26 protein-coding genes are annotated in these 25,883 nt (G+C 66.9%); 17 read left to right on the top strand and 9 right to left on the bottom strand.

Annotation, left to right across the window (positions count from 1 at the left end; all coding sequences use genetic code 11):
• The 6 genes from ACKAE7_RS15440 to ACKAE7_RS15415 all read left to right on the top strand — a co-directional run.
• On the top strand, positions 1–473 hold a 473-nt coding region (locus ACKAE7_RS15440; protein WP_408979661.1), incomplete at its 5' end, for a PTS sugar transporter subunit IIA.
• Entirely contained in the window at positions 473–1,636 is a 1,164-nt protein-coding gene (locus tag ACKAE7_RS15435; RefSeq protein ID WP_190612970.1) for a mannitol-1-phosphate 5-dehydrogenase, read from the top strand. The genes ACKAE7_RS15440 and ACKAE7_RS15435, both read left to right, overlap by 1 nt.
• A 259-nt stretch (positions 1,637–1,895) precedes the next feature.
• Positions 1,896–2,843: an ABC transporter substrate-binding protein gene (locus tag ACKAE7_RS15430; protein ID WP_190612969.1), complete on the top strand. Its 948-nt coding sequence runs from the start codon at positions 1,896–1,898 to the stop codon at positions 2,841–2,843.
• A gap of 25 nt (positions 2,844–2,868) precedes the next feature.
• Positions 2,869–3,876, top strand: a complete 1,008-nt coding sequence (locus ACKAE7_RS15425) for an ABC transporter permease (protein WP_190612968.1) — start codon at positions 2,869–2,871, stop codon at positions 3,874–3,876.
• Positions 3,869–4,924: an iron chelate uptake ABC transporter family permease subunit gene (locus ACKAE7_RS15420; RefSeq protein WP_408979660.1), complete on the top strand. Its 1,056-nt coding sequence runs from the start codon at positions 3,869–3,871 to the stop codon at positions 4,922–4,924. Before ACKAE7_RS15425 ends, ACKAE7_RS15420 begins: the two co-directional genes overlap by 8 nt.
• A gap of 40 nt (positions 4,925–4,964) precedes the next feature.
• Positions 4,965–5,723, top strand: a complete 759-nt coding sequence (locus ACKAE7_RS15415; RefSeq protein WP_408979659.1) for an ABC transporter ATP-binding protein — start codon at positions 4,965–4,967, stop codon at positions 5,721–5,723.
• Here the strand turns inward: ACKAE7_RS15415 and ACKAE7_RS15410 are convergent.
• Positions 5,711–5,995, bottom strand: a complete 285-nt coding sequence (locus ACKAE7_RS15410) for a hypothetical protein (RefSeq protein ID WP_188810880.1) — start codon at positions 5,993–5,995, stop codon at positions 5,711–5,713. The genes ACKAE7_RS15415 and ACKAE7_RS15410 overlap by 13 nt on opposite strands.
• Before the next feature lie 149 nt (positions 5,996–6,144).
• On the opposite strand from ACKAE7_RS15410, the gene ACKAE7_RS15405 reads away from it, so the two are divergent.
• On the top strand, positions 6,145–6,633 hold the full coding sequence (locus ACKAE7_RS15405; RefSeq protein WP_408979664.1) for a GNAT family N-acetyltransferase: 489 nt from the start codon (positions 6,145–6,147) through the stop codon (positions 6,631–6,633).
• Between the two features lie 81 nt (positions 6,634–6,714).
• Here the strand turns inward: ACKAE7_RS15405 and ACKAE7_RS15400 are convergent, their stop codons facing one another.
• From ACKAE7_RS15400 to rraA, 3 genes are all read right to left on the bottom strand, one after another.
• Positions 6,715–8,154 (bottom strand): sugar porter family MFS transporter, encoded by a 1,440-nt coding sequence (locus tag ACKAE7_RS15400; protein WP_408979658.1) that lies wholly within the window; start codon positions 8,152–8,154, stop codon positions 6,715–6,717.
• Positions 8,155–8,357: 203 nt separating this feature from the next.
• On the bottom strand, positions 8,358–10,010 hold the full coding sequence (locus ACKAE7_RS15395; protein ID WP_408979657.1) for an MDR family MFS transporter: 1,653 nt from the start codon (positions 10,008–10,010) through the stop codon (positions 8,358–8,360).
• Between the two features lie 53 nt (positions 10,011–10,063).
• On the bottom strand, positions 10,064–10,618 hold the full coding sequence (rraA, locus tag ACKAE7_RS15390) for a ribonuclease E activity regulator RraA (RefSeq protein WP_408979656.1): 555 nt from the start codon (positions 10,616–10,618) through the stop codon (positions 10,064–10,066).
• A gap of 119 nt (positions 10,619–10,737) precedes the next feature.
• Here rraA and ACKAE7_RS15385 point away from each other — a divergent pair, with 119 nt between their 5' ends.
• From ACKAE7_RS15385 to ACKAE7_RS15360, 6 genes are all read left to right on the top strand, one after another.
• Complete coding sequence (locus ACKAE7_RS15385; protein ID WP_408979655.1) at positions 10,738–12,042, top strand: MFS transporter; 1,305 nt, start codon at positions 10,738–10,740, stop codon at positions 12,040–12,042.
• 138 nt (positions 12,043–12,180) lie between these two features.
• Positions 12,181–12,789 carry a TetR/AcrR family transcriptional regulator gene (locus tag ACKAE7_RS15380; protein ID WP_408979663.1) on the top strand — a complete coding sequence of 203 codons (609 nt, stop codon included), beginning with the start codon at positions 12,181–12,183 and terminating at the stop codon, positions 12,787–12,789.
• 280 nt (positions 12,790–13,069) lie between these two features.
• Complete coding sequence (locus ACKAE7_RS15375; protein ID WP_190612961.1) at positions 13,070–14,269, top strand: NADP-dependent malic enzyme; 1,200 nt, start codon at positions 13,070–13,072, stop codon at positions 14,267–14,269.
• Between the two features lie 98 nt (positions 14,270–14,367).
• Positions 14,368–14,871 (top strand): DUF456 domain-containing protein, encoded by a 504-nt coding sequence (locus ACKAE7_RS15370; RefSeq protein WP_366287850.1) that lies wholly within the window; start codon positions 14,368–14,370, stop codon positions 14,869–14,871.
• A gap of 41 nt (positions 14,872–14,912) precedes the next feature.
• Positions 14,913–15,287 (top strand): nuclear transport factor 2 family protein, encoded by a 375-nt coding sequence (locus ACKAE7_RS15365; protein WP_408979654.1) that lies wholly within the window; start codon positions 14,913–14,915, stop codon positions 15,285–15,287.
• Positions 15,288–15,358: 71 nt separating this feature from the next.
• On the top strand, positions 15,359–16,336 hold the full coding sequence (locus ACKAE7_RS15360) for a hypothetical protein (RefSeq protein WP_188810898.1): 978 nt from the start codon (positions 15,359–15,361) through the stop codon (positions 16,334–16,336).
• A gap of 6 nt (positions 16,337–16,342) precedes the next feature.
• Here ACKAE7_RS15360 and ACKAE7_RS15355 read toward each other — a convergent pair whose 3' ends face one another.
• Positions 16,343–16,999 carry a LysE family translocator gene (locus tag ACKAE7_RS15355; RefSeq protein ID WP_408979653.1) on the bottom strand — a complete coding sequence of 219 codons (657 nt, stop codon included), beginning with the start codon at positions 16,997–16,999 and terminating at the stop codon, positions 16,343–16,345.
• A 105-nt stretch (positions 17,000–17,104) separates the two neighbouring features.
• Between ACKAE7_RS15355 and ACKAE7_RS15350 the strand changes: the two genes are divergently transcribed.
• On the top strand, positions 17,105–17,560 hold the full coding sequence (locus ACKAE7_RS15350) for an Lrp/AsnC family transcriptional regulator (protein ID WP_082874273.1): 456 nt from the start codon (positions 17,105–17,107) through the stop codon (positions 17,558–17,560).
• A 3-nt stretch (positions 17,561–17,563) separates the two neighbouring features.
• Here the strand turns inward: ACKAE7_RS15350 and ACKAE7_RS15345 are convergent, their stop codons facing one another.
• Entirely contained in the window at positions 17,564–18,022 is a 459-nt protein-coding gene (locus ACKAE7_RS15345; RefSeq protein WP_188811010.1) for an Lrp/AsnC family transcriptional regulator, read from the bottom strand.
• 340 nt (positions 18,023–18,362) lie between these two features.
• On the opposite strand from ACKAE7_RS15345, the gene gluQRS reads away from it, so the two are divergent.
• Positions 18,363–19,244, top strand: coding sequence for a tRNA glutamyl-Q(34) synthetase GluQRS (gluQRS, locus tag ACKAE7_RS15340; RefSeq protein ID WP_408979652.1), 882 nt, complete (start codon positions 18,363–18,365; stop codon positions 19,242–19,244).
• 9 nt (positions 19,245–19,253) lie between these two features.
• The gene (locus ACKAE7_RS15335; protein ID WP_408979651.1) at positions 19,254–19,928 is read left to right on the top strand and encodes an HD domain-containing protein; all 675 of its coding nucleotides are present in this window, start codon (positions 19,254–19,256) and stop codon (positions 19,926–19,928) included.
• On the opposite strand, the gene ACKAE7_RS15330 is transcribed toward ACKAE7_RS15335, so the two are convergent.
• The 3 genes from ACKAE7_RS15330 to ACKAE7_RS15320 form a co-directional block, all read right to left on the bottom strand.
• Positions 19,906–21,165 (bottom strand): low temperature requirement protein A, encoded by a 1,260-nt coding sequence (locus ACKAE7_RS15330; RefSeq protein WP_408979650.1) that lies wholly within the window; start codon positions 21,163–21,165, stop codon positions 19,906–19,908. The genes ACKAE7_RS15335 and ACKAE7_RS15330 overlap by 23 nt on opposite strands.
• A gap of 45 nt (positions 21,166–21,210) precedes the next feature.
• Entirely contained in the window at positions 21,211–22,536 is a 1,326-nt protein-coding gene (locus tag ACKAE7_RS15325) for an ATP-binding protein (RefSeq protein ID WP_408979649.1), read from the bottom strand.
• A gap of 138 nt (positions 22,537–22,674) precedes the next feature.
• Entirely contained in the window at positions 22,675–23,622 is a 948-nt protein-coding gene (locus ACKAE7_RS15320) for an L-lactate dehydrogenase (RefSeq protein ID WP_408979662.1), read from the bottom strand.
• A 166-nt stretch (positions 23,623–23,788) separates the two neighbouring features.
• Here ACKAE7_RS15320 and ggt point away from each other — a divergent pair, with 166 nt between their 5' ends.
• Entirely contained in the window at positions 23,789–25,636 is a 1,848-nt protein-coding gene (gene ggt / locus ACKAE7_RS15315; protein WP_408979648.1) for a gamma-glutamyltransferase, read from the top strand.
• Positions 25,637–25,883 lie beyond the last annotated feature (247 nt).

Below are 25,883 nucleotides of genomic sequence, written 5' to 3'. Positions count from 1 at the left end.
CCCCCGTGGACGCGGCTCCCGCCGCCGGAACCGCCGGCGCGCCGGAGATCCTGGCCCGTGAGAGCGTGGTGCTGGACGGTTCAGCCACAACCCGCGACGCCGCAATCGACGAGGCCGGCAGGCTGCTGCTGGCGCGCGGCGCCGTGGATGAGGGCTACATTGCCGCCATGCACGAGCGCGAGGAATCCGTGTCCACCTACATGGGCAGCTTCCTGGCCATCCCGCACGGCACCAACGCCGCCAAGGACCACATCCGGAAGTCCGCGGTGTCCGTGATCCGCTACCCCCAGGGCATCGACTGGAACGGTAAGCAGGTCAAGTTCGTGGTGGGCGTGGCAGGGGTCAACAACGAGCACCTGCACATCCTGTCCTCCATCGCGAAGGTCTTCACCAGCAAGGAGCAGGTTGCCCGGCTGGAGGCAGCCACCTCGGTGGATGAAGTCCTGGAACTCTTCGGAAAGGTCAACGCATAGTGAAGGCTGTTCATTTCGGGGCCGGGAACATCGGCCGTGGCTTTGTGGGCCTGCTCCTACATGATGCCGGGTACGAGGTGGTGTTCGCCGACGTGGCGGAGGAACTCATCGCCCAGCTGGCAGCGGCGGACGGCTACTCCGTGCACGAGGTGGGGGAGAACCCTGCAGTGCGGACGGTCAACAACTTCCGGGCGCTGAACTCCACCACGCAGGAAGCGGAGCTCATCGCAGAGATTGCGACGGCGGACATCGTCACCACCGCCGTGGGCCCCCACATCCTGAAGTTCGTGGCCCCTGCCATCGCCAAAGGCATTGCGGCGAGGGACTCGGGCCTGGCCCCGCTGCAGGTCATGGCCTGCGAGAACGCCATCAACGCCACGGACATCCTGGCCAAGGAGGTGGCCTCCCAGCCGGGGGCTGCCGCCAGCGCGCTGGACGGGAAGGCTGTGTTCGCCAATACCGCCGTGGACCGGATCGTTCCCAACCAGGAAGCCGGGCAGGGCCTGGACGTCACCGTGGAGACCTTCTACGAGTGGGTCATCGACCGCACCGCCTTTGCAGGGGCGGCACCGGCCATCCCGGGTGCCACGTTCGTGGACGATCTCTCGCCGTACATCGAGCGGAAGCTGTTCACGGTGAACACCGGCCATGCCTCGGCAGCGTACTTCGGGTTCGAGGCGGGCCTGGAGAAGATCTCCGAGGCCATGGCCGACCAGGACGTGGCCGAGGATGTTCGGGCGGTGCTGGAGGAGACCAAGCAGCTGCTGGTCTCCAAGCACGGCTTCAGCAACGACGAGCAGGAGGCCTATGTCCAGAAGATCCTGGTCCGGTTCTCCAACCCCTACCTTCCTGACACGGTGAACCGGGTGGGCCGCGCTCCGCTGCGGAAGCTGAGCCGGCATGAACGGTTCATCGGTCCGGCCGCTGAACTGGCGGAACGGGGCATTGTGCCGGAGGCGCTCCTGGGCGCCATCGCCGCGGCCCTGCGCTTCACCGATCCGGCCGACGCCGAGGCAACGGAGCTGGCCGGCATCCTGGCCTCCTCCAGCCCGGCGGACGCCACTGCCCGCATCACCGGGCTGGAGCCCGGCCACCCACTGTTCAACGCGGTGGCAACCCTGGTGGAGGAGCGGCAGGCGGAGGCTGCCAAGGCCCCGGCCTAATCCTCCCGCACTGACTGCACCCTCTTGCACTTGCTGCAGCCTTTTCGGGAACCCTCTCGCAGTTGATGCGGCTTTTTCCCCAACCCTTCTGCAAACGCACGACGCCGGCACTCACCTGGGTGCCGGCGTCGTGCGTTGTGATGTCCCCCACTTGTGACGGAATACTGCCCCTCCCGCTTTGAAGTTAGCCTTCCCTTACTTATAGGCTCTGGGCTATTAGGCAACGAACTTGTGACGTATTATCCGAGCGGAGAACAAAGTGAAGAAGAGGCTGTCGAGCTACCTGGGGGCACTTGCGGCGGGAGCGGCGCTCCTGGCCGTCACGGCGTGCGGCGGGAGCGCGACGGCGACGCCCGCTGGTGAGGCGGCCACCATCACCGTGGAGCACGCCCAGGGCAGCACCGCCAACGTTCCCGTCAACCCGGAGAGGGTCTTCACGTTCGACCTCGGCGTCCTGGACACCCTTGACGCGCTGGGCGTTGAGCCCGCCGGCGTGCCCGAGGCTGCCTATCCGGACGCGCTCAACAAGTACGCCGACGCGAAGTACACCAAGATCGGTTCCCTGAAGGAGCCCGACTTCGAAGCCGTCAGCGCCGGCGACCCCGACCTCATCATCATCTCCGGCCGGACCGCCGGAGCCTACGAGGAACTGAGCAAGATCGCCCCCACCATCGACCTGTCCATCGACGCCGCCGGGCCGATGGAAAGCTTCAAGGAGCAGGCCGGGAAGCTGGGAACCATCTTCGGCAAGTCCGCCGAGGTGGAGGAGAAGCTGGGCGCGGTGGACGCCACCATCGCAGAGACCAGAACCAAGGCGGCCGGCGCCGGCAAGGGTCTCATTGTCCTGACCTCCGGCGGCGAGGTCACCGCCTACGGCGCAGGCTCCAGGTTCGGCATCATCCACGACGTCCTGGGCGTCCCCACCGCGGCAGACGTCAAGGTTGAGGGCAGCCACGGCGAGGCTGTGTCCTTCGAGTACATCAAGCAGGTCAACCCGGACATCCTGTATGTCATCAACCGCGACACCGCGGTGGGCACCGAAGGCGCCGACGCCAACCCCATCCTGGACAACGAACTCGTCCGGTCCACCAACGCCGTCCAGAACAACAAGGTCATCAACCTTGACCCTGCCGGCTGGTACATCGTGGGCTACGGCCTCAACAACGTCGAAGCAATGGTGGACGCCGTTGCCGACTCCGTGGCCTAGAGCCTCCAACCGGGCTCACACACCCATGACCGCCACCGCCGTGCGCCCGCTTGCGCCGGCAACCCGCAGCCGGGCCCGCCACAGTGCCGGCCTGGCTGCGGCCGCAACTGCCGTCCTTGCCCTTGCCATCGCCAGCATGTTCGTGGGCGTCAGCGACGTCTCCCTGCCGGGCCTTTTATCCGGCGATCCCGCGACGACCGACGTTTTTTGGATTTCCCGCGTTCCCAGGACACTTGCCGTGGTCCTGGCCGGGATGGCGGTGGCGGTTGCCGGGCTCATCATGCAGCTCATGGCCCGCAATCGCTTCGTGGAGCCCTCCACCGTAGGTACTGTCGAGTCCGCCACCCTGGGAATCCTGGTAGTGACGGTTTTCGCACCGCAGGCCCCGGTGCTGGCCAAAATGCTGGTGGCCAGCACCTTCGCGATGCTGGGGACGGCCCTTTTCCTGGCCATCCTGCGCCGCCTGCCGGTACGCAACACCCTCCTCATCCCGCTGGTGGGCATCATGCTGGGCGGGGTGATTGCCGCCGTCACCACCTTCTTTGCCTACCGCTATGACCTGCTGCAGACCCTGAGCAACTGGATGATCGGCGACTTCTCCGGTGTCCTCCGGGGCCGGTATGAGCTGCTGTGGATTGTCGCCCTCCTGATGCTCCTGGGGCTGCTGGCCGCGGACCGGTTCACCGTGGCCGGGATGGGCCAGGACTTCACCACCAACCTGGGACTGAACTACGGCAGGACCATGAGGCTGGGGCTCATCATCGTCTCGCTGATCTCTGCCGTGGTGGTCACCACCGTGGGGGCCGTACCCTTCCTGGGACTCGTGGTGCCCAACATCGTGTCCCTCATCTTCGGCGATAACCTCCGCCGCGCCGTTCCGTGGACAGCACTGTTCGGGGCCGCTTTCGTGCTGGTGTGCGACATCATCGGCCGCACCATCCGCTACCCCTACGAGGTCCCGGTGGGCATGGTGATGTCCGTGCTGGGCGCTGTCCTGTTCCTCGTCCTGATCCTGAGGAAACGCAATGCCTGACAGCACAACACTGCGGCCGCCGGAAGATCCTGCCGCCGCCCAGCGGCCGGCCGCAGTGCAGCGCCCGGTTCCCCGGAAACTCAAAGCCGCCCTCCGCAATGCCCCGCCGCGCATGGTGGCAGGCATCCTGCTCGCGGTGGCTGCCGCCGTCGTCTGCTTCTTCCTGTTCTTCGACCTGAAGGGCAACGTGGGCTACATCCTGCCGCGCCGGGCCATCAAGCTGGCCGCCATGTTGCTGGTGGCCGTTGCCGTGGGCGTATCCACGCTCCTGTTCCAGACCGTCACGGCCAACCGTATCCTGACGCCGTCCATCATGGGCTTCGATTCGCTGTACATCCTGGTCCAGACGGTGCTGGCATTCACCCTCGGAGCCGCCGCAGTGGTGGCCGCCCCGCCCACGCTGCAGTTCGGCCTCGAAGTGCTGCTGATGGTGGCGTTCAGTGCGCTGCTGTACCGCTGGATGTTCACCGGTGCCACCCGTTCGCTGCATCTTCTCCTGCTGGTGGGGGTGGTCCTCGGCAGCCTCTTCCGCGGACTGTCCTCCCTGCTGCAGCGGCTCATGGAACCCAGCGAGTTCATCATCCTCCAGGACCTGTTCTTCGCAAGCTTCAACAACGTGGATCCGGCACTGCTGGGTGTCTCGGCGGTGATTGTTGCGGCTGTGTGTGCTGTGGTGTGGCGGGCACGGCACATGCTGGACGTGCTGGCGTTGGGGCGGGACGTAGCCATCAACGTGGGTGTCGACCACCGGAAGGTGGTGATGCGCGTGCTGCTGGGATGCTCGCTGCTTGTGGCCGTGTCCACCGCGCTGGTGGGGCCCGTTACGTTCTTCGGCCTGCTGGTGGTGAGCCTGGGCTACCAGCTGTGCCGCGGGTTCAGCCATGCCTGGCTGCTGCCCATCGTGGTGCTGGTCGGCGCTGTGGCCCTGGTGGGCGGGCAGCTGCTGCTGGAGCAGGTCTTCGGCTTCAGCACCGCCCTGAGCGTGGTCATCGAGTTCGCGGGCGGCATCCTGTTCCTCTACCTCCTTTTGAAAGGCTCCCTGAAATGACCCGCCCAACTCCTGACATCATGGCCGGGGGAGTCCGGCCATGATCGACGTCCGGAACGTCTCCAAGAGCTACGGCGGCCAGGCTGTCCTGGACGGCGTCAGCTGCGTCATTCCCGCCGGCGGCATCACTTCCATCATCGGCCCCAACGGGGCAGGGAAATCCACGCTGCTCTCGCTCATCAGCAGGCTCCAGCCCCTTGAGTCCGGTTCCGTCTCCGTTGCCGGACTGGATGTCGCCGCCACGGACAGCCGGGAACTCGCCCGGACCATGGCCATCCTGCGGCAGGAGAACCACCTCACTATGCGCCTCACGGTCCGGGACCTCGTGGCCTTCGGCCGGTTCCCGCACTCCGGCGGCCGGCCCACCGTGGAGGACCTGGCCAAGGTGGAAGAGGCGATCGGCCACCTGGACCTGGCGGCCATGGCGGACAAGTTCGTGGACGAGCTCTCGGGCGGCCAGCGCCAGCGGGCCTTCATTGCCATGGTGCTCGCGCAGGACACCCGCTACCTGCTGCTCGATGAGCCGCTGAACAACCTGGACATGAAGCACTCCGTGGAGATGATGCGGCTCCTCCGGCGCCTGGCTGACGAGTTCGGGAAGACAATCGTCCTGGTGGTCCACGACATCAACTTCGCATCCTGCTATTCGGACACCATCCTGGCCATGAAGGACGGGCGGCTGGTCCACCAGGGCAGCCCCCGGCAGATCATGCAGCAGGCCATGCTCCGCGACGTCTACGACATCGACATCCGCATCGAGGACATCGACGGCAACCGGATCGGCGTCTACTTCGCCTGACCAGCCGCTGCGGCCCCGGTGAGCACTGAGCCCACGTACCGCATCACCAGGGATCCGGCTATCAGGGCCGCGGAGAACGGCAGGAAGAACAGGGTGACGAGCTGGAAGACCACACTGAGGAGCGTGCCCACTGCCTGCGAGTAGGACGGCCCCAGCTGCAGTGACTGGAGGATCTGGGGAGCAAGGATGACCGCGACCGCGCCGGCCGCACCAATGATGATTCCTGCCCTCAGGGTTGTTTTAGGCAGGGCTGACAAAGTTTTCTGATCCATGGCGGACCTCCCCCAATCAGGTAATCCATTCCAACGCTCGTCCCCAAGCCAAACATGGGGCGCGGCTGAGGGCAAGGACGCAGGCGAGGCCGTGGAATGCTGGTTCCGTGACAACGCAACCCACTTCTTCCGGTACCCCGCCCTTTGTGATGACTGCCGACGTCGGCAGCGGAACCTTCCGCCTCCGCCCCGCCACACGCGGAGACCTGCCTGCCATCGTGGAGCTCCTTGCGGACGATTCCATGGGTGCCGCGCGCGAAAGTCATGGGGACCTGGAACCGTATGAGCGGGCCTTTGAAGCGATCGACGCCGACCCCCGCCACCTGCTCGTCGTGGGGGAGTTGGTGCGTCAAGGGTCAGCGGACAGTCACGTGGTGGCCACCTTCCAGGTCAGCTTCCTGCCCGGCATCTCGCGGCGGGGCGCCTGGCGCTCGCAGATCGAGGGCGTGCGGGTGGCGGCCGGCGTCCGGGGCCAGGGCCTCGGCAACCTCATGATGCAGTGGGCCATCGACGAGTCCCGGCGCCGCGGCTGCACACTGATGCAGCTGACCACCCACAAATCGCGGACGGCGGCGCACCGTTTCTATGGGCGCCTCGGCTTCACGGCCGACCACGAAGGCATGAAGCTTCCGCTCTGACCGCTGCACCCACAAACGGGCACTGCACCCGGGAGTTCCGGGGTGCAATGCCCGTTGAAGGGTGCAGAACGGAGGCGGGCGCTAGGCCTTCTTCGAGCCCTTGGCCACGAACAGCGTTTCGGCCTGCTCCAGGGACATCCCGTTGGTCTCCGGCACCTTGAACATCACGAAGAAGAAGGACGCCGCGGCAAACAGGGCGTACATGGCGTAGGTGAGCGGCAGCGAGCCGGCGGCCATCACCGGGAAGCTGAGCGTGATCACAAAGTTGGCCACCCACTGGGCTGCCGCGGCCAGGCCCAGGGCCCGGGCACGGATCCGCGACGGGAAGATCTCACCCAGCAGGACCCACACCAGCGGACCCCACGAGGCGCCGAAGCTGACCACGAAGACGTTGGCCGCCACCAGTGCCACCGGACCCCACGCGCCGGGCAGGGAAATGTCCTCACCTGAGCCAACGGCGGTGGAGAAGGCCACGGCCATGGCCCCCAGGGACACGGCCATGCCCACGGAGCCGGCCAGCAGGATGGGCCGGCGCCCGATGCGGTCCACCAGGGCGATCGCCACCAGCGTGACCAGGATGTTGGTGACGGACGTGGCCACGGAGATGGTGAGCGAGTCCTTCTCCTGGAAGCCCACGGCCTTCCAAAGGGTGGTGGAGTAGTAGAAGATCACGTTGATGCCCACGAACTGCTGCAGGACGGACAGGGTGATGCCCACCCACACCACTGCCTGCAGGCCGAACGTCTTGCCGCGCACGGAGCCTTTTTGGCCGGCCAGCTTGTCCTCTTCGATGGCGTCCTGGATTTCCCGGATGTGGCGGTCCGTTTCTCCGACGGGGACGATGGAGTCGAAGACCTTCCGGGCTTCGTCTTCCTTGCCCTGGAACACCAGGAATCGCGGGGATTCGGGAAGGGTGAAGGCGATCCAGCCGTACACCGCTGCGGGCAGCGCTGCGGCCAGGAACATCCAGCGCCACGCCTCGATCCCCAGCCAGTAGGCCTGGTCGGCGCCGCCGGCGCTGGTTGCCAGGAGCGCGTCGGACAGCAGCGCGGCAAAGATGCCTGTGGTGATGGCCAGCTGCTGCAGCGAGGCCAGTCGGCCGCGGACGTGCCGCGGCGAAATCTCGGAAATGTAGGCGGGGGCGATAACCGAGGCGAGGCCGATCCCCAGGCCGCCCACCAGGCGCCAGAAGACCAGGTCCCAGACGCCGAAGGCGAAGCCCGTGCCCAGGGCGCTGACCAAGAAGAGCAGCGCACCCAGCTTCATGGCAGGGATGCGCCCGTAATGGTCTGCCACCTTGCCAGCAAGGTAGGCGCCGGCAGCGCAGCCAAGCAGCGCGACGGCCACCGCGAAGCCGGTCACGGCCTCTGACAGCGCGAACTCGTCCTTCATGGCATCCACGGCGCCGTTGACCACCGACGAATCAAAGCCAAACAGGAATCCGCCCACCGCGCCCGCGAGCGCCAGCCAGATCACCCGCTGCGGTATTTGGGCGGTTGTCTGCTCCTGTGCAGTGGGCATGGGTCTCCCTAGGTCTGGGTTTTGGTGGATGCGGTGCGGACGTCGTCGGCTGCGGAACCGGCCCTGGGCCGGCGCACACGCGTTACACAGTGTTCCATGCCACGGAGCGCCGTTCCAGTCGGGCGGGCCCGCTTGGCAGCAAACAGGGGACGACGACGGCGGGAGGCGCCGCCGTCGTCGTCCCCTGTTTGGAGCGGGCTGGCTTAGTGGGCCGGCACCGGCTCCTGGGAGGCCGCCTTTGAGTCCGTGAGCTTCTTGTTGGGCAGCGCGAAACTGATCAGGAACGCCAGTCCGGTGAGCACGGCCGCCGTGAGCATGACCGCGTCGATGGCGTACGCGAAGCCCTCCGTGATGGGGCGCGTCAGCGTGCTGTTGGCTGCGTGGAGCCAGCTGGTGTCATTGAGGGATTCGTTGGAGGCGCCGTTCTGGAAGAACTCGTACAGCTTGGCGTTGGCCGGATCCGTTGCAACGGCCGGGTCCTGCAGGACGGCCTGGTACTCCAGGCTTCCCATCGCCGACTTCATGGTGTCGGCAATCCGGGCCGCCGCCAGGCTGAACAGCATGGAGATGAACACGGCCGTCCCCACGGCGCCGCCCATGGAGCGGAAGAACGCAGCTGAGGAAGTGCCCACCCCCATGTCGCGGCGCGGCACGGACACCTGCATGGCCAGGGTGAGCGGCTGCATGCAGAAGCCCAGGCCCATTCCGAAGAACACCGCGATCACACCGGGAACCCAGAGGCCCGTGTCCACGCCCAGGGAGAGCCCCATGGCGGTGGCGGCCGCCGTGAGGATGGCCGTGCCCATGATGGGGAAGATCCGGTACGTGCCGGACGCCGAGATGGTGCGGCCCGCCGTGATGGAGCCGGTGAGGATGCCCACGGTGAAGGTGATCATCATCAGGCCCGCTTCCGTGGGCGTGAGGCCCTTCACCAGCTGCAGGTACAGCGGGAGCATGGCGATGGCCCCGAACATGCCGATGCCGATGATGAAGTTCAGCAGCGAGGACAGGCCGAACGTGACGTTCCGGAAGAGGCGCAGGGGAATGAGGGCGTAGTCGCCGGCACGTTTCTCGGCCAGCAGGAACCAGGCGATGCCCACCACGCCCAGGCCATAGCAGAGGAAGGAGTGGAAGGACGCCCAGCCCCAGCTGCGGCCCTGCTCCGCCACCAGCAGCAGCGGCACGATGGCCAGCGTGATGGCCGCCGCGCCAAAGTAGTCGATCTTCTGCTTCACGTGCTTGGCCGGCAGGTGCAGGAACAGGAACACTACGGTGAGCGCGGCCAGGCCGATGGGCAGGTTGATGAAGAACACCCATCGCCAGCCTTCAAAACCCAGGATGTTGGCGGAACCGGCAAATGCGCCGCCCACCACCGGGCCCAACACTGAGGAGATACCGAACACGGACATGAAGTAGCCCTGGTACTTTGCCCGGTCCTTGAGCGAGACAATGTCGCCGATGATGGTCAGCGCGAGGGCCAGCAGGCCGCCCGCCCCGAGCCCCTGGACACCGCGGGCCAGCGCCAGTTCGGTCATGGAGTGCACCGACCCCGCATACAGCGAGCCCGCAAGGAAGATCACGATGGCGGTCAGGTACAGCGGGCGGCGGCCGAAAATGTCGCTCAGCTTGCCGTACAACGGGGTGCTGACCGTGGAGGTGATCAGGTAGGCAGTGGTTGCCCAGGCCTGGAGCGAGAGCCCGTCCAGGTCGTTGGCGATGGTGTAGATGGACGTGGACACGATGGTCTGGTCCAGCGATGCCAGGAACATGCCCAGCATCAGGCCCACCATGACGGTGACGATCTGGCGCTGTGTCAGGGTTTCTCCGGCAGGGCGCGCGGCAGGTGCTGTGGACATGGGTACTCCAGGGGGAAGGAAAGGGATCACGCGTTGATAGTTGCTTTCAGTAACTATCCTAGGTGCAGTCCTATTCCTCCCCCCGGAGAAATATTCCAGGCGGGGGAATACCGCTCCACGAGGATCCCGTCCGGGTCGCACCAGATCATGGACCCGGGGTGGATGGTCACGCCGTCGATTTCCACGTCAACATCCACCTCGCCGGCGCCGGCCTTGGCGCTCTTGCGGGGGTTGCTGCCCAGGGCCTTCACTCCGAGGTCCAGTGCGGCGATTGCCTCACGGTCGCGGATTGCGCCGTTGATGACGACGCCGGCCCAGCCGTTTGCCACGGCGCTTTCGGCGATCATGTCCCCCATCAGGGCGGTGTCCAGCGAGCCTGCGCCGTCCACCACCAGCACGTTGCCGTTGCCGGGCGTGGCCAGCGTGGACTTCACCAGGGCGTTGTCCTGGAAGCAGCGGATGGTCCGCACCTGTCCGCTGAAGTGGGAGCGGCCGCCCAGGGTCTGGAACTGCAGCGATACGGACGCCAGTTCGTCTCCGCGTTCGTCGTACAGGTCCGCCGTGTTGACGGCGGCGGTGCCCTCCGCCGGCGTTGGCGCTGCGCTCATGGTGTTCTCCTCGGTGCTGGTGGCCGTCCTGGTGACCGCGGCCGTCTTACAAGCCGGCACGGTACCGCCCACGATAGTCTGACTCCGTCGCCATTTAGCCGCAGCCGGGGGAACACGTCATGAGTCTGTCCGATACGCCCGCACCCCTTGGCCCCTCACCCCAGGGCCACAGTGCCGTTCCCCCGGACGGTCCGGCGGCGGCGCTCGCCGAACCAACGCGGCAGGTCAGCGCGCGGTGGGTGACCGGGCTGGTCCTGGTGAACGTGGGCATCAACGCCGCCTTCTTCGGCCCCATCAACGTCTTCATTGGGCAGCAGGCCATCAGTATCGACGAGCCCAGCAAGGAAGCCATCCTGTCCCTTGCCACGGCATGCGGGGCTGCGGTCTCGCTGGTGGCAAACCCCCTCTTCGGCGCCCTCTCGGACCGCACCACGTCCCGCTTTGGCCGCCGCTCGCCGTGGGTACTGGCGGGTGCCGTGCTGGCGGCTGTCGCCCTCCTGGCCATGTCCGGGGCGGGCACCGTGGCCCTCATGGTGCTGTTCTGGTGCCTGGTCCAGTTGGGGGCAAACGCGGCGTACGCTGCGATTACCGCCGCGGTCCCGGACAGGGTGCCCGTGCCCCAGCGCGGGAAGGTAGGCGGACTGGCCGCCATGGGCCAGACGCTGGGTATCCTCACGGGCGCTGTCTTCGGAGCCGTGGTATCCGGCAACTTCATGGTGGGCTACTGGCTCTGCGCCGCCGCCCTTCTTCTGTCCGTGCTGCCATACCTCTTCCACCGGGACGATCCCGTGCTCCACAGGGGCGTCCTGCCCCGCTTCCGTCCGGGGCTGTTCCTCCGGGGATTCTGGATCAGTCCGCGGCGGTACCCTGATTTCGCGTGGGCCTGGCTTACCCGCTTCCTCGTGAACGTGGGCAACCAACTGACCATCGTCTACCTGCTCTTCTTTCTCCGCGACATCCTGAAGCATGAGGATCCCGCGGCGGGCGTGCTGGTCCTCACGGGCATCTACGCGGTGATGGTGATGATCACCGCGGTGGCTGCCGGCCCGTGGAGTGACAGGGTTGGCCGCCGCAAGCCGTTCGTGATCGGCTCCTCGGCCACCATTGCCATGGCGGCGCTGATCATGGCGTTCTTCCCCGTGTGGCCCGGAGCCCTGGCGGGCGCAGCCGTCCTGGGGATCGGGTTCGGCGCATACCTGGCGGTCGACTTCGCCCTGCTGACGCAGGTCCTGCCCCTGGCGGCGGACCGGGGCAAGGACATGGGCATCATCAACGTGGCCAACTCCCTTCCGCAGGTGGTGGCCCCGGCGCTGGCCCTGGCCGCCGTCACCTACTGGGGCGGGTACCGCTCCCTGTTCATCACCGCTGCCGTCATCGGCCTGCTGGGTGCCGTCTTTGTGGTGAAGATCAAGAGCGTCCGCTGACCTGCCGGGCGCCCGGAACTAAGGCCGCTGACTAATTACGCCACACTGCCGTGCCGTATAGTTGATCCGGATTTGGCGGCGGTCCGGCAGGGGACGATCGTGGCTGCTGCACCATTGGAACACAACCCCGGAACGCTGATGCCCGACACCATTGCAGACCATCCGCCTATGGCCCCAAGGCCCTCCGCACCGCGCCAGAGGCACCGGTATACCAAGATCCTGGAGGCTGCAGGAGGGGTTGCGCGCAAGGGGCTGGATTCCGTGGACATGGTGGAAGTGGCGGCGAGGGCGGACGTGCCACTGGGGACGCTCTACCGGTACTTTCCTTCCCCGGTGCACCTGATGCTCGCGCTCTACCGCCACCAGCTGGAGGAACTCCAGGGAACCGGACGGACCACGGCGGCCCGCTTCCGCGGCAGGGCCCTCGGGAACCTGGTGATGGAAATGTTCCATATGCGCGTGATGCAGCCTGCAGTGGAGCAGTGCCTCAGCCGCGGCGTCTACCTCCCGGACCGGGACACCACCGGCCTCCTGCGTGAAATCGACGCGCTGAGTGAAAAAGCGGTTGCTTCAGCCTCCGGTGACGCCACTGCCGCCTGTGTGCTGCTGCTGGCGATCACTGGTCTGGTCCAGTCCGTCCGGAACCGCCGGCTGTCCCTCTTCGAGGCGGAGGAAGACCTCAAAAAGGCGTGTGCGCGCCTCTCGCCGGCCAGCGAGCCCGGCTACACACTCCACCACAGCGCGTAACAGGTCTAGACCAATCCGGCCTTAAATCAGCCATAATGCCGTGACGTGGACCACATAATCGCGCGGTAAAACGCTTAGGCAGCAGCTGGCCCGTGTCAAGCCGGAGGCTGTCCCGTGTGGCGGGCCCTACGATTGTCCAAACGGAGCAGCGGGGACCAATCCCCCAGGCTCCCACGGGCCCGCCACCCCTGGGTATCCGGCCGCACCCCAGCCACCGCCCGAGCCATTGGCTCATGCCCCACGAGCCGTGTGCCCACGGCCAGCACCAGGAGACAACGACGTGTCCATTGACGCACTTGCAGCAACTGACAATTCCGCAGCCACCGCCCTGACCGAAGCCGAGATCTTTGACGCCCACCAGGGCGGCAAACTCTCCATCGCCAGCACCGTCCCGCTCTCCAACAAGCGGGACCTGTCCATCGCCTACACGCCGGGCGTAGCAGAGGTCAGCCGGGCCATCCACGCCAAGCCCGAGCTTGCCCGTACGCTCACCTGGGCCGAGCGGCTCGTCGTGGTGGTCAGTGACGGGACAGCTGTCCTGGGCCTGGGCAACATCGGAGCCAGCGCCTCGCTCCCCGTCATGGAGGGCAAGTCCGCCCTGTTCAAGACCTTCGGCGACCTCGACTCGATCCCCCTGGTCCTCAACACCACCGACGTGGACGAAATCGTGGAGACCCTGGTCCGCCTGCGCCCCAGCTTCGGCGCCGTCAACCTCGAGGACATCTCCGCGCCACGCTGCTTCGAGCTGGAGGAAAAGCTGATCGAGGCGCTGGACTGCCCCGTCATGCACGATGACCAGCACGGCACCGCCGTCGTTGCCCTCGCCGCCCTGACCAACGCCGCCAAGGTGACCGGCCGCGGCCTGGAGAGCCTGCGCGTCGTGGTCTCCGGAGCAGGGGCGGCCGGCATCGCCGTCGCCGAGATCCTGCTCGCGGCCGGCATCACCGACGTCGTCCTGCTGGATTCCCGGGGCGTCATCAACAGTGCACGCGGGGATCTTGCCGCGGACACCGGCAGCAAGAAGGCGGACATTGCCGGACGCAGCAACCCCCGCGGCGTGGAAGGCGGCCCGGCCGAAGCCCTCGACGGCGCCGACGTCTTCATCGGCGTCTCCTCCTCCAAGCTGGACGAGGAGCACCTGAAGCTCATGAACCGGGACGCCATTGTGTTCGCGCTCTCCAACCCGGACCCGGAGGTGCTGCCCGAGGTCGCCGTGAAGTACGCCGCCGTGGTGGCCACCGGGCGCAGCGATTTCCCCAACCAGATCAACAACGTCCTGGCCTTCCCGGGCATCTTCCGCGGTGCCCTGGACGCCGGCGCCCGCCGCATCACCCCGGCCATGAAGCTCGCCGCAGCCTACGCCATCGCCGACCTTGCGGCGGAGGACCTGTCGGCGGACTACATTGTCCCCAGCCCCCTGGATCCGCGGGTTGCCCCCGCCGTGACGGCGGCAGTGGCGGCCGCGGTGGTAGCCGAGTAGCGCCCCTTCCCTCAAGGAACGTACGACGGCGGTGCCTCCCCTGCGCGGGAGGCGCCGCCGTCGGGGGTTAAGCGGGCGCCAACCATAGACTGGGACCCATGAACTCGGAAACCGTGGTGACCATCCTGTGCGGCCTGGCAATCCTTGTGGGCGTGGCGGGAACGGTGATTCCGGTCCTCCCGGGAAGCATACTCATCGGCGCGGGCCTGCTCGCCTGGGCCATCTGGGGCGGGGCCGGGACTGCGGGCTGGGTGGTGTTCGCGGTTGCCATGGTGTTCGTGGTGGCAGGCATGGCCGCCAGTGCAGTACTCACCGGCAGGAAGCTCAAGGAGCACGCCATTCCGAGCCGGAGCATCGCCGTTGCCCTGGTTGCGGGCGTGGTGGGCATGTTCATCATTCCCGTGGTGGGGCTCTTTGTGGGTTTTGCCGCGGGCCTGCTGCTGAGTGAATTCCTGCGCACCCGGAACATTGGCTCCGCAACAACCTCCAGTTGGGCCGCCCTCAAAGCCACCGGGCTTGGCATGCTTGCCGAGTTCGGCCTGGCCTGCCTGGCCGCCAGCACCTGGGTGATCGGCGTCTGGGTGGCCGCCGCCAACGGCTGAAAGTGCTTGCGCCTGCACGGCGCAGGGCGTACAACGGCACCATGACGGACCAACCTTCAGCCCGGGACCACGTGCACGCCTGGATGGAAAAATACCAGGCCGCCTGGGCCAGCAACCAGCCCGGGGACATCCGGGACCTCTTTACGGAGGACGCGCGGTACGAGACGCGGCCGGGCGATCCGGAGGCGTGGATGGGCCAGGATGGCATCGTGGACGGCTGGCTTGCGGCCCGGGACGAACCGGCAGACTGGACCTTCACGTGGAAGCTCCTCGGAGCGGACGCGGACACCGCCTTCGTCCAGGGCGTAACCACCTACTCGGCCGGACGGCCCTCCTACGACAACCTGTGGGTTATCCGGTTCGACGGGGAAGGCCGTGCCGCCGCCTTCACCGAATGGTTCATGGAGCGGGCCTAGGCCTGCCTCCGCACTGTCCGGCCGGCAGCCGGTCCTCGGCGTAGGCGGTTGAGCACGGCTAGCATGGAAAGATGACCGCCGGGGACACTGCACCGATCTATTGGGACAGCCGCGACCTCACACCCTTCGGCCAGCCGCAGCTGCGTACGCCCGTCCATGACCTCGCCGGGGGAGTGGGCGAACTGCTCACCGGCGTGCTTGGCGGGCGCCACCCCTCGCTGCTCTCGGTGGACGGTGAGATCCCCCGCCTGAAGCGCATGATGCCCAAGCCGGCCAAGGCTGTGCACGACGCCGTGTTCACCAGCCGGCAGCCTGAGCAGCTGATCACGCTCGCCAGGGCGTACCCGGGGTGGGCCGGGCTCTGCTACCTCATGTCCGGACTGCTGGTCTACAAGCAGGGCGGCTACCTGCGCGCATCGGAGCTTCTCCAGCGTGGCCTCACCACCAGGAACGAGGACGAAGCCAACCGCTACTCGTCCACTTACCTCACCAGGATCGTTACACGGATCGAGCTGGTCGAGCGTGTGGAAATCCCTGTCCTGTTCAGCGAGGAGTCGGTCTTTCTGGCATTGGCGCACTCGCTGCGGGAGACGGGGCGCACGGAAGCTGCACTGGACGCCCTCTCGGGACTGCCGCCGTCGCTTCCTATGGCCCTGGCGCGCTGTTCGCTGGCGCTGACCTTGGGCAGGAGCCGGACAGTCATCGACTGGACCGACGGGCTGCTCAACGCGGATGATCTCTCCGCCGCGCTGCTCCTGGTCCGGGCCCGGGCACTGCGGCGGGAAGGGCGCCTGGAGGCCGCGAACCAGACCCTCGCCGAGGTCCTGCGCCGGCGGAAGACGCACCTGACGCTGCGGAACGACGCCCTCACGGACAGGGCGCTGCTGCTCCTTGACTCCAGCCGGAGGTCGCTTAACCCGCGGGACTGGGGACGGCGGCACGAGGACCCGGTGCCGCAGAGGGAGATCGCCGCGCCGGTGCCCATCCGCAAGGACGAGGAGATGCGCCGGATCTGGGAACAGGACTGGAAGAAGCTCAGCGACGACTAGGGTGGCCTACCCGGCTGCAGCGAAGTTGCTGGCCGTGAGGACCGGCAGCAGCTGCTCGGCAAGCAGCGCCAGCGCCAGGACCACCATGATGATACCGCTGGCCAGGGTCACCGTCCGGGCGGCGCCGGGGCGGGTCTGCAGCAGGGTGCGGGACAGCAGGGCGACGGCGGTGTACACGAGTCCCGCGAGCAGCACGAACGTCATGCCCAGCAGGCCCGACTGCACCGGGACCGGCAGGGAGGCATCCGCGCTGACGAACTGGGGAACAAGCGCCACGTAGAACAGCAGGCCCTTGGGATTGATGCCGCTGGTGCCCATCCCCTGGAGGAAGGTGCGGAGCCCCGTGCTGCCGCCGCTGCCGTCCCCGGCCGTGAAGCTCGCCGCCCGCCAGGAGCGGAGGGTGCTGATACCGAGCCACATCAGGTACCCGGCGCCGGCCAGGGTGATCCAGCCGAGAACCCCCGGCGCGCCCGTGAGGACCGCAGCCAGTCCCGCCACCAGCAGGACCGTGTGCAGGACGTATCCGCCGCAGAGCCCCGCCACCGCCGGCACAAAGCTGCGCTGCCTGAGGCCGGCAGCGATGGAGTAGGCCCAGTCCACGCCGGGGGTGCAGGCAAGGGCGGCGGCCACCAGTACAAAGGCCAAAAAGAGCTCGGGGTTCATGGTTTCTCCTGCTGTGCGATCCAACAGGGGAAACACTAGATACTTTGGGTGCGGAAGTGCTGTCCTTTTTCGCTGGCCGAGCTGGCTGGACGGTAAGATTCTTGCGTGATTGACCATATTGACAGGAACATTTTGCGGCACCTCAAAGAGGACGGCCGCATGACCGCCACGGCGCTCGCCGGAAAAGTGGGCCTGACGGTTGCTCCCTGCCACCGGCGGCTGCGCGACCTGGAACGGGCAGGCGTCATCCGGGGCTACAAGGCGGACATCGACCCCGCAGCCGTGGGCCTGGGGTTCGAGGCGATCGTTTTTGTCACGCTCCGCCAGGTGGACCAGGCAACCATGGAGATCTTCGAGAACCGCGTGGCGGACAATCCCAACATTGTGGAGGCCCAGCGGCTCTTCGGTTCCCCCGACTACCTGCTGAAGGTCATCGCCGAGGACCTGCCCGCCTACCAGCGCTTCTACGACGCCGAACTTACGTCCCTGCCCGGCGTCGAGCGCCTGACGTCCACGCTGGTGATGAAGAACCTGAAGTCCAACGCGGGCCCTCCAGTATGACTGTCAATCCTTGAGCAGCCCCGTGGTGCGGTACGGAATGACCTCGCGCAGGAACATGCTGGTGGAGGTGCGCACGATGCCCGGGCAGAGCCTGATCTCCTCTGACACCCGGTAGAGGTCGTCAGGGCTGGTGGCCACCACACGGATCAGCAGGTCCGTGTCGCCGGCGGGAGCGTGGCATTCCAGGACCTCCGGGATCTCCCGGAGGGCGGCAATGGCCTCGTTGAGGTGGCTCTGGTCCAGTTCGGCGCTGACGGAAGCGGCTACCCCGCGTCCGAGCGCGGCGGGAAGCACCCTGCTGCTGTTGGGGCGGAGGGCGCCCGACGCCGTCATGCGTTCCAGCCGGGACTGGACGGTGCCGCGGGCCAGGCCCAGCCGCTGGGCCAGCACCATGATGGGAACCCGTGGATCCTCGTCCAGCGCCCCGAGGATCCGCTTGTCGGTGGGGTCCAGTTCCTGCAATATGATCACTTCCTGCCGTTCTGCGCCGTTCAGAGTAGTCAAACTGATCAACGGCGACTGCGCCTGTTGCACCAACTGTACGGATGCTGGTGAAATATTGGCAATGAGGGCAAAGCTACCGCCGATCCCCGCAGGCTCACAGGCTACCGGCACACCACCCGGACACTGGACACCGCTTCCCGCAAGGAGGCTGCCCTGATTGACTCTTGTTCACACCATGGTCTTTCTGTAAACACGGCAAGGGCCCCTGAACTACCGGCGTCGGATGTCCGAAGTCATCGGTAGCTGAGGGGCCCTTGTGTTGTCCCCGGGCACCGGGTCCCGCGCATAGTGTTGAACCATGAATTCCGCCGGCCGCTTCGCCCCGAGTCCCTCCGGGGAGCTCCACGTAGGAAACCTGCGCACGGCAATCCTCGCGTGGCTGTTTGCCCGCTCCACCGGCCGGACGTTCCTGCTCCGTGTGGAGGACCTCGACCGTGCCCGGTCCGGGGCAGAGGCCGGGCAGCTGAGGGACCTGCACGCCGTAGGGGTCACCTGGGACGGCGGCGTGGTGCGCCAGACCGCCCGCGGCCCGCTGTACGCCGGGGCGATCTCGCGGCTGGAGGCGGCAGGCCTCACCTATGAGTGTTTCTGTTCCCGGCGCGAAATCCAGGAGGCGCCGTCCGCTCCGCACGCGCCCCAGGGTGCCTACCCCGGAACGTGCCGGAACCTCGATCCCGCTGAACTGGAGTTCAAGCGCTCCACCAGGCCGGCCGCCATCCGGCTCCGCGCTGAAGCCGCCGAGTACACGGTGCGGGACCTCCTGCACGGGGAGTTCACCGGAGTGGTGGACGACTTCGTCCTGCGCCGCAATGACGGCGTGACGGCCTACAACCTCGCAGTGGTGGTGGACGACGCGGAGCAGGGCATAGACCAGGTGGTGCGCGGCGACGACCTTCTTCCGTCCACCCCGCGGCAGGCCTACCTGGCATCCCTGCTGAGTATTCCTTCTCCGGAATATGCGCATGTCCCCCTGGTGGTGAATAACGACGGCGCCCGGCTGGCAAAGCGCGACGGAGCGGTAACGCTGCAGGACCTTGCGGACGCGGGGAGTCCCCCCGCTGCCGTGCGGGACCGGCTCCTGGAATCGCTGGGGCTCCCGGCAGGGCCGCTCGGGAACGCGCTGGCTGCGTTCGACCCGAATGCCCTGCCGAGGGAGCCTTGGGTGTGGAGCGGCCCGTAGGCTTAGGGCATGTCAGACCAGCATGCTGCGGAGCAGACCCCGGCGCCCTCATTCACTGTAGAGACCGCGAAGGTCCTGGCCGAGGTGGCCCACAACCGCCAGAAGGACAAGCTGAAAAGGCCATACAAGGACCATGTCCTCGCCGTGGGGGACGCGCTGGCTGACTTCGACGACGACATCCGGATCGCCGGCTACCTGCACGACATCGCCGAGGACACCCCGATGACCAGGCAGGCCCTGCTGGATATGGGCGTATCGGAGCGGGCCGTGGAAATCATTGAACGTGTCACTAACCGGCTGCACAGCAACCCGGACGACTACCAGGCAGGGATCCGCGAGATCGCCGAGGACCACGATGCCGCCCTGGTCAAGATCGCGGACAACGCGCACAACTCGCTGCCTGAGCGCGTCCAGGCGTTGGCGGACAAGTGGCCGGACAGGCCGCCTGTCACCAAGTACCGGGACGCCCGCCCGGTGCTGTACGCCGCCGTCGAGGTTGAGGAGATCCGGAAGATCCTGGCCCGCGTGAATCCGTGGCTGCTGGAGGAACTGGATGACCGGTTGGACGAGGAGGACACCACGGACTACGAGAACCTGTCCTACGACGGCGGCGGTCCTGCTGCGCCGGAGCGGGATGATGCCGGCAGTGAGGCTCCCGGCGCTACATCCCCCGGGGAGCGGTAGCTGCTGCTTCCAGCTTCTGCAGGGCAAGATGCAGCCGGCTGGACCCGCGGCGTTCATCGATCACGATGGAGGCGCCGAGCGCCAGCACAATGACCAGGAGGCAGACGGGGACCGATGTGCCCGCCGCAGCCAGTCCGACTGAAGCGGCCATCGCGGCCAGCACGCCGCCGGCAACCGTGATCACCGTGCGGTCCGGGCCCACCATGATGCTGTAGAGCCACGTCACGGAGCCCTTGAACAGTGCCACCGGGATGGCGATGCTGGCCACCGCGGCGGCTGCGCTGATGTGGGCTTCGTGGTCAATGTAGTACGCGGCGACGTGCAGGCCCGCGCCGGTGGCCGCAATAGCGGCGAAGATGGGGATATGGCCGTAGCCGAAGAGGAAAGACCGGTGCCGGCGCAGGTGCAGGGCCCGTCCGGCCGGCAGCATGAAGTAGATCCACCACATGGCAAATGCCAGCGCCGTCCCGCCGAAACCCACCAGCGCCGCGTCAACGCTCCAGCCGTGGTTGGCCACGATGGCCCGGAGTGTCTCGATGGCGCCGATCAGGCATTCACCCAGGGCGATGATGGCCAGCAGGCCGTACCGTTCGGCGATGTGGTGCGCGTGCCAGGGCGTCCGGGTTTTCCGTTCGGCGGCGAAGGGGGTGACCATTTCGAGGATGACCAGCGGCGCAATCAAGAGGAGCGTGGTGGGCACGTCAGCTTCGATCACGGCTACCGCGATCCACCCCAGCTGCACCAGCGCGAGATACCGCGCGTAGCGGAGGCACGTTTCGCGGCGGGCCGGGTCCTGCCGGGCTGCCCTGAGCCACTGGGATACCAGGGCGAGCCGCATCACCACGTAGCCGCCCACCATCACCGCGTTGTCCACATGGTCGCCCTCCACCAGCGAGTGGAACATGGGTTCGATCCCCATCGCCAGGACCAGGACCCCCACGATCTGGAGCATGGTGACCACGCGGAAGATCCAGTCGTCCGTGTCATAGGCGCTGGCGAACCACGTGAAGTTGATCCATGCCCAGATCACGGCGAACATCGCGAAGGAGAAGCCCAGCAGCCCGGCCAGGACGTGGGCTTCCGCGACTTCGTGGGCGAACTGGCTGCCGGCAACCCCAAAGGCGATGACGAAGGTCAGGTCGAAGAAGAGTTCAAGCGGAGTGGCGGCCCGGTGTGCCTCGTGCGGGTCTCGGCCGCCCATGCGCGCCATGGCATGGCGGAGGGGATTGGAGGACATGGGTCAAAGATTACGCCCCGCCGTTCCCACCCCGAAAGTTATGTCCTAGACGCGGCCCAGGGCGTCGATGTCCTCCAGGAACTCCTGGTGCACTTCGGCGCTGACGGTGGTCCGGGTGTCGGCGATGGCGTCCAGGTAGTCTTCGGTGGACGGGCCCTTCCGCACCGCCCCGCGGACGGAAAGCGCGCCTCCGGAAGCGAGCCCGCCGTCGTCGTCCTTGCCGTAGACCACGTTCTCCAGAGCCCGCTGCGACGCACTGCGCGCGGCGTACTCAATGTCCGCGGGTGAAAAGCCCTCGGTCCGCTCCACGAGCAGTTCCACGTCCACGGTGTCTACCACGGGCGCGGGGATGAAGCGCTGCCACATGGCTTCGCGGGCCTGCCGGTCCGGCAGGCCGATGGGGATGACGTAGTCGAAGCGGCCATGGCGCAGGAAAGCTGAGTCCAGGGCGCGGATGAAGTTGGTGGCGCAGACCAGCAGGCGGCCGGGCTGTTCGCGGAAGGCCGGGATGATCTTGAGCAGCTCGTTGGTGACGCCCTGCAGCGGGGACGGCGGCTCACCGGAGCGCTGGGAGGCGATTTCCTCCACCTCGTCGATGAACACCACGGCGTGCTCTAGTTCGGCAATCTCCAGGAACGTCTCGCGCAGGGCCCCGGCCAGGCCCTGCGGGTCGGCCGCGAGCCGGGACGGGAACACTTCGACGAACGGCCATTCCAGGCGGGAGGCGATGGCTTTCGCGAAGGTGGTCTTGCCGGTGCCGGGCGGGCCGAAGAGGACCACGGCGCGCGGCGGGACCACACCGAACTCGTCGGCGAGGTCCGCTTCGGCGAGCGGAAGGACCAGGCGGCGTTCCAGGAGTTCCTTTTCCTTGCGCATGCCGGCCACGTTTTCCCAGAGGTCCCGGGCCAGGACGCGTCCGCCGAGCTGGCCCAGCGCACCGAGTTCCTGCCGCTGGACGGGGATGGTGCGTTCGAAGTAGCGCAGGTTCTTCTTCAGGGCGAAACCCCGGCTGAGGAACGCTTCCACCCGGGTTTCGGACTCCGGCATGAGGGCTGAGAGCTTGTTGAGGCCGTGGGGTGCCATGCGGTTCTCGACGGCGGCGAGCAGCGAGGTGCCGATCCCGCGGCCGCGGTATTCGGGCAGCGTGGCCAGGAAGACGATCCAGCCCTGGTCGTGGGCGGCGCGTCCGACGGCGGCCCCCACCACCTGCTCACCCTGCACCGCCACCACGGCATGGTCCTTCTCGCAGGAAGCCAGTACCTCGGAGAGGGCGTAGACGGGTTCCACGTTGCTTGCCTTGAGGCTTTCCCAGAGGTGCAGGATCCCGTCCAGGTCCGCCGAATGGAAATCCCTGATGCGCCAGTTGGTCATGGGTCTACTCCTGTGGTGGTTCGTCGTTGAACTTTTAGAGCAGCGGTGTGCAGCGCTCTGCTGAGCATATGCGAACCGCAGCAGTCCGGGGGTTGCGGGGGCGTTGCATGACGGCCGGCCGGGCGCCGGCGGAGGCGCTCAGATGCCCAGGGTGCCCAGCGTGTGCCGCAGGGTGTCGGCGGAATGCTGCAGGGCTGCCAGCTCGCCGTCGTCCATGGGCATTTCCAGCACGGTGTGGACCCCGCCCCGCCCCACGACGCTCGGCAGGGAAAGGGCCACCCCGGAGATCCCGTGCTGTCCGTCCAGCACCGTGGACACCGGCAGCACCGCTTTGTCATCGCGGAGCAGGGCTTCCACGATGCGTCCGCCGGAGAGGCCGATCGCGTAGTTGGTTGCGCCCTTGCCGGCGATGACCTTATACGCCGCCTGCGTCACTTCGCGTGCCGTCTCGGCCAGGTATTCGGGGGTGAAGACGCGCTCCCCGTCCACCGTCCAGTCGCGGACCGGGATGGGGCCGATGGTTGCCGTGGACCACACGGGGAACTCGGTGTCCCCGTGCTCGCCCACGATGCTGGCGTGGACGCTGGGCACGGCCACTCCCGCCCGGCGGGCCAGCAGCCAGCGCAGCCGGGAGGTGTCCAGGACAGTGCCGGAGGAAAAGATGCGCCCCGCCGGGAGCCCGGAGATCTTCTGCGCTGCAACGGTGAGCACGTCGCAGGGGTTGGTGACCAGGACGTAGACAGCGTCCGGGGAGTGCTTGAGGAGCTGGGGCATGAGTTCTTCCAGGATCCGCACGTTGGTTCCGGCGAGGTCCAGCCGGGCCTGGCCGGGCGCCTGCTTGGCTCCGGCCGTGATGACCACGACGTCGGCGCCCTCCGTCACGGCGATGTCGCCGCCGCCGGTCATGGACGCAGCGGCGGCAGCGAACTGGGTGCCGTGGGCGAGGTCCAGCACTTCGGCGTCAGCCTTGGCGGCATTGACGTCGAACAGGGCGATGTTGCTGGCCGAACCACGGATCAGGGCGGCGTACGCAAGGGAGGTTCCCACACTCCCGGCTCCCACAACGGCGAGTTTGGATCCTGACATGAGGTACCTCGTTTCCCTGGCCCGGACGGGGCCCGTGTTGGTGGTGCAACTGCCGGCAGTGGCTTTCATGCTACCGAGGCAGCAAGGGTAGGCGGGAGCGTTGAGTGTCCATTACGGGAGGAGTAGCGTGTGATCCACCTCACTCGCACCCTTTTCAGGAGCAACCATGCCATATCTGGGACGCCGGTTCGCTGCGGTCACTGCAGCGCTGGCGATGAGCGTGACAACCGGTGCATTGACCAGCCCGGCATCTGCCGGTACCGGGCAGGGCGACGACGCTAAAAAGACCCCGGTAGCGACCGGCTACGGCGGTGCCGTCAGTACCGTCGACCTGGACGCATCCGCGGCCGCCATCAAGATCCTCCGCAAGGGAGGCAACGCCGTAGACGCAGCAGTCGCCGCGGCCGCAACACTGGGCGTCACCGAGCCGTACAGCGCCGGGATCGGGGGCGGCGGCTACTTTGTGTACTACGACGCCAAGAAGGAAAAAGTCAGTACCATCGACGGCCGGGAGACTGCCCCGGCGGCGATGCCAACAGACGCGTTCATCAATCCGGCCGACGGCAAGCCGTATGCGTTCAAGAAGCAGGCCACGAGCGGAATTTCCGTGGGTGTCCCGGGAACGCCGGCCACGTGGGAGCGGGCTCTGGAGCGCTGGGGACGGTTCAGCCTCGACGACGTCCTGAAACCCGCCATAGAAGTGGCCACGGACGGGTTCCTGGTGGACGAGACCTTCCGCCAGCAAACGGCGGACAACCAGGACCGCTTTGCTCCGTTCGAGGCAACAAGGGAGCTGTTCCTGCCCGGTGGCGCCCCTCCGGCCGTCGGAACTGTCTTCAAGAACCCGGACCTGGCCGAAACGTACAAGCTTCTTTCCCGCAAGGGCATGGACGCCTTCTATGAGGGCAAACTGGCCGAGGACATTGTGCGGACAGTGCGGAACGCCCCCTCAGCGCCCGGAACGGATGCGTTGCCCGGCCCCGCAGGCGTGATGACAACCGAGGACCTGGACGACTATGAGGCGCTGGACCAGGACCCCACCCATGTGAACTACCGGGGCTACGACGTCTACGGCATGGCGCCCTCCAGCAGCGGCGGCACCACCGTGGGAGAGGCACTGAACATCCTGGAGGTCTTCGACCTTCCCGGCCTGAAGAAGGACCAGCCTGCCGCCCTGCACCACTATCTCGAGGCGACTGCGCTGGCGTTCGCGGACCGCGCCAAGTACGTGGGGGACCCTGCCTTCGTCAAGGTTCCCACCAAGAAACTCCTGGATCCGGTCTTCGGCAAGGAGAGGGCCTGTGAAATCGACCCCCTCCAGGCAGCCACGAAGCCTGTGGCGGCCGGTGACGCAGCGGACTACGACGGCACCTGTGACATTGAGCCCGCGGCACTCGCCGATGAGAAGGACACCGAGAACATTAACACCACCAACCTCACGGTCTCGGACAAATGGGGCAACGTGGTGGAATACACCCTGACCATCGAGCAGACCGGCGGATCGGGAATCGTTGTGCCGGACCGCGGGTTCATCCTGAACAACGAACTCACCGATTTTTCGCCCGTGTTCAGCGAATCCGATCCCAACCGGATCCAGCCCGGCAAGCGGCCGCGGTCCTCCATGTCACCCACCATCGTGCTCAAGGACGACGAGCCGTTCCTGGCCCTTGGCTCTCCGGGTGGCTCCACCATCATCACCACGGTGCTGCAGACGCTGATCAACCGCATCGACCTCGGCATGACCATCGAGGAGGCGCTCGCCGCCCCGCGCGCGTCCCAGCGGAACACCGCGAACGTAACGGCCGAGCCGGCGTTCATCGACGCCTTCCCGACGCTGGGGACGCAGTATGGCCACAAGCTCGTGCCGGCCGGTGATGCGTTCACCTCTGCAGCGGAGATCGGCGCAGCGACGGCCATCGAGTTCAGCGAGGACGGGAAGAAGGTCACTGCCGTCGCCGAGCCGACGCGCCGCGGCGGGGGCTCGGCCCTGGTGGTCAAACCTTCGCGGAAGTAGCCAACGCCGGATTTTTCGTTAAACCCCGACGGCGGCACCCGGGTTCTGCAGCCACAGAACCCGGGTGCCGCCGTCGAGCGTTAAAGCGGGGCTATTTCATGAAGGTGTTGGCTGGTGGGTTGGCGATGACGGGGGAGAGTCCGGTGTGGCCTTCGCGGGTTTGGGCGATGTCGCGGATGCGGGTGCGGCAGGCGTACCAGCCGATGACCATGAGGATGGAGGCGATGGCGGTGACGAGCATGGTGAG

The organism is Pseudarthrobacter sp. NKDBFgelt (assembly GCF_046097905.1).
GTDB classification, from domain to species: domain Bacteria; phylum Actinomycetota; class Actinomycetes; order Actinomycetales; family Micrococcaceae; genus Arthrobacter; species Arthrobacter polychromogenes.
The sequence above is the reverse complement of the archived record's forward strand: the minus strand, read 5'-3'. Positions and strand labels throughout refer to the sequence as shown.

Bases quoted from the DNA above. Each gene is read 5' to 3' on its own strand.
- ACKAE7_RS15405 (WP_408979664.1), top strand. From the start codon at position 6,145: ATGACTGCCGACGTCGGCAGCGGAACCTTCCGCCTCCGCCCCGCCACA.
- ACKAE7_RS15400 (WP_408979658.1), bottom strand. From the start codon at position 8,154: ATGCCCACTGCACAGGAGCAGACAACCGCCCAAATACCGCAGCGGGTG.
- ACKAE7_RS15410 (WP_188810880.1), bottom strand. From the start codon at position 5,995: ATGGATCAGAAAACTTTGTCAGCCCTGCCTAAAACAACCCTGAGGGCA.
- ACKAE7_RS15415 (WP_408979659.1), top strand. From the start codon at position 4,965: ATGATCGACGTCCGGAACGTCTCCAAGAGCTACGGCGGCCAGGCTGTC.
- ACKAE7_RS15425 (WP_190612968.1), top strand. From the start codon at position 2,869: ATGACCGCCACCGCCGTGCGCCCGCTTGCGCCGGCAACCCGCAGCCGG.
- ACKAE7_RS15420 (WP_408979660.1), top strand. From the start codon at position 3,869: ATGCCTGACAGCACAACACTGCGGCCGCCGGAAGATCCTGCCGCCGCC.
- ggt (WP_408979648.1), top strand. From the start codon at position 23,789: ATGCCATATCTGGGACGCCGGTTCGCTGCGGTCACTGCAGCGCTGGCG.
- gluQRS (WP_408979652.1), top strand. From the start codon at position 18,363: ATGAATTCCGCCGGCCGCTTCGCCCCGAGTCCCTCCGGGGAGCTCCAC.
- ACKAE7_RS15380 (WP_408979663.1), top strand. From the start codon at position 12,181: ATGCCCGACACCATTGCAGACCATCCGCCTATGGCCCCAAGGCCCTCC.
- ACKAE7_RS15365 (WP_408979654.1), top strand. From the start codon at position 14,913: ATGACGGACCAACCTTCAGCCCGGGACCACGTGCACGCCTGGATGGAA.
- ACKAE7_RS15370 (WP_366287850.1), top strand. From the start codon at position 14,368: ATGAACTCGGAAACCGTGGTGACCATCCTGTGCGGCCTGGCAATCCTT.
- ACKAE7_RS15395 (WP_408979657.1), bottom strand. From the start codon at position 10,010: ATGTCCACAGCACCTGCCGCGCGCCCTGCCGGAGAAACCCTGACACAG.
- ACKAE7_RS15385 (WP_408979655.1), top strand. From the start codon at position 10,738: ATGAGTCTGTCCGATACGCCCGCACCCCTTGGCCCCTCACCCCAGGGC.
- ACKAE7_RS15335 (WP_408979651.1), top strand. From the start codon at position 19,254: ATGTCAGACCAGCATGCTGCGGAGCAGACCCCGGCGCCCTCATTCACT.
- ACKAE7_RS15325 (WP_408979649.1), bottom strand. From the start codon at position 22,536: ATGACCAACTGGCGCATCAGGGATTTCCATTCGGCGGACCTGGACGGG.
- ACKAE7_RS15360 (WP_188810898.1), top strand. From the start codon at position 15,359: ATGACCGCCGGGGACACTGCACCGATCTATTGGGACAGCCGCGACCTC.
- ACKAE7_RS15330 (WP_408979650.1), bottom strand. From the start codon at position 21,165: ATGTCCTCCAATCCCCTCCGCCATGCCATGGCGCGCATGGGCGGCCGA.
- ACKAE7_RS15320 (WP_408979662.1), bottom strand. From the start codon at position 23,622: ATGTCAGGATCCAAACTCGCCGTTGTGGGAGCCGGGAGTGTGGGAACC.
- rraA (WP_408979656.1), bottom strand. From the start codon at position 10,618: ATGAGCGCAGCGCCAACGCCGGCGGAGGGCACCGCCGCCGTCAACACG.
- ACKAE7_RS15355 (WP_408979653.1), bottom strand. From the start codon at position 16,999: ATGAACCCCGAGCTCTTTTTGGCCTTTGTACTGGTGGCCGCCGCCCTT.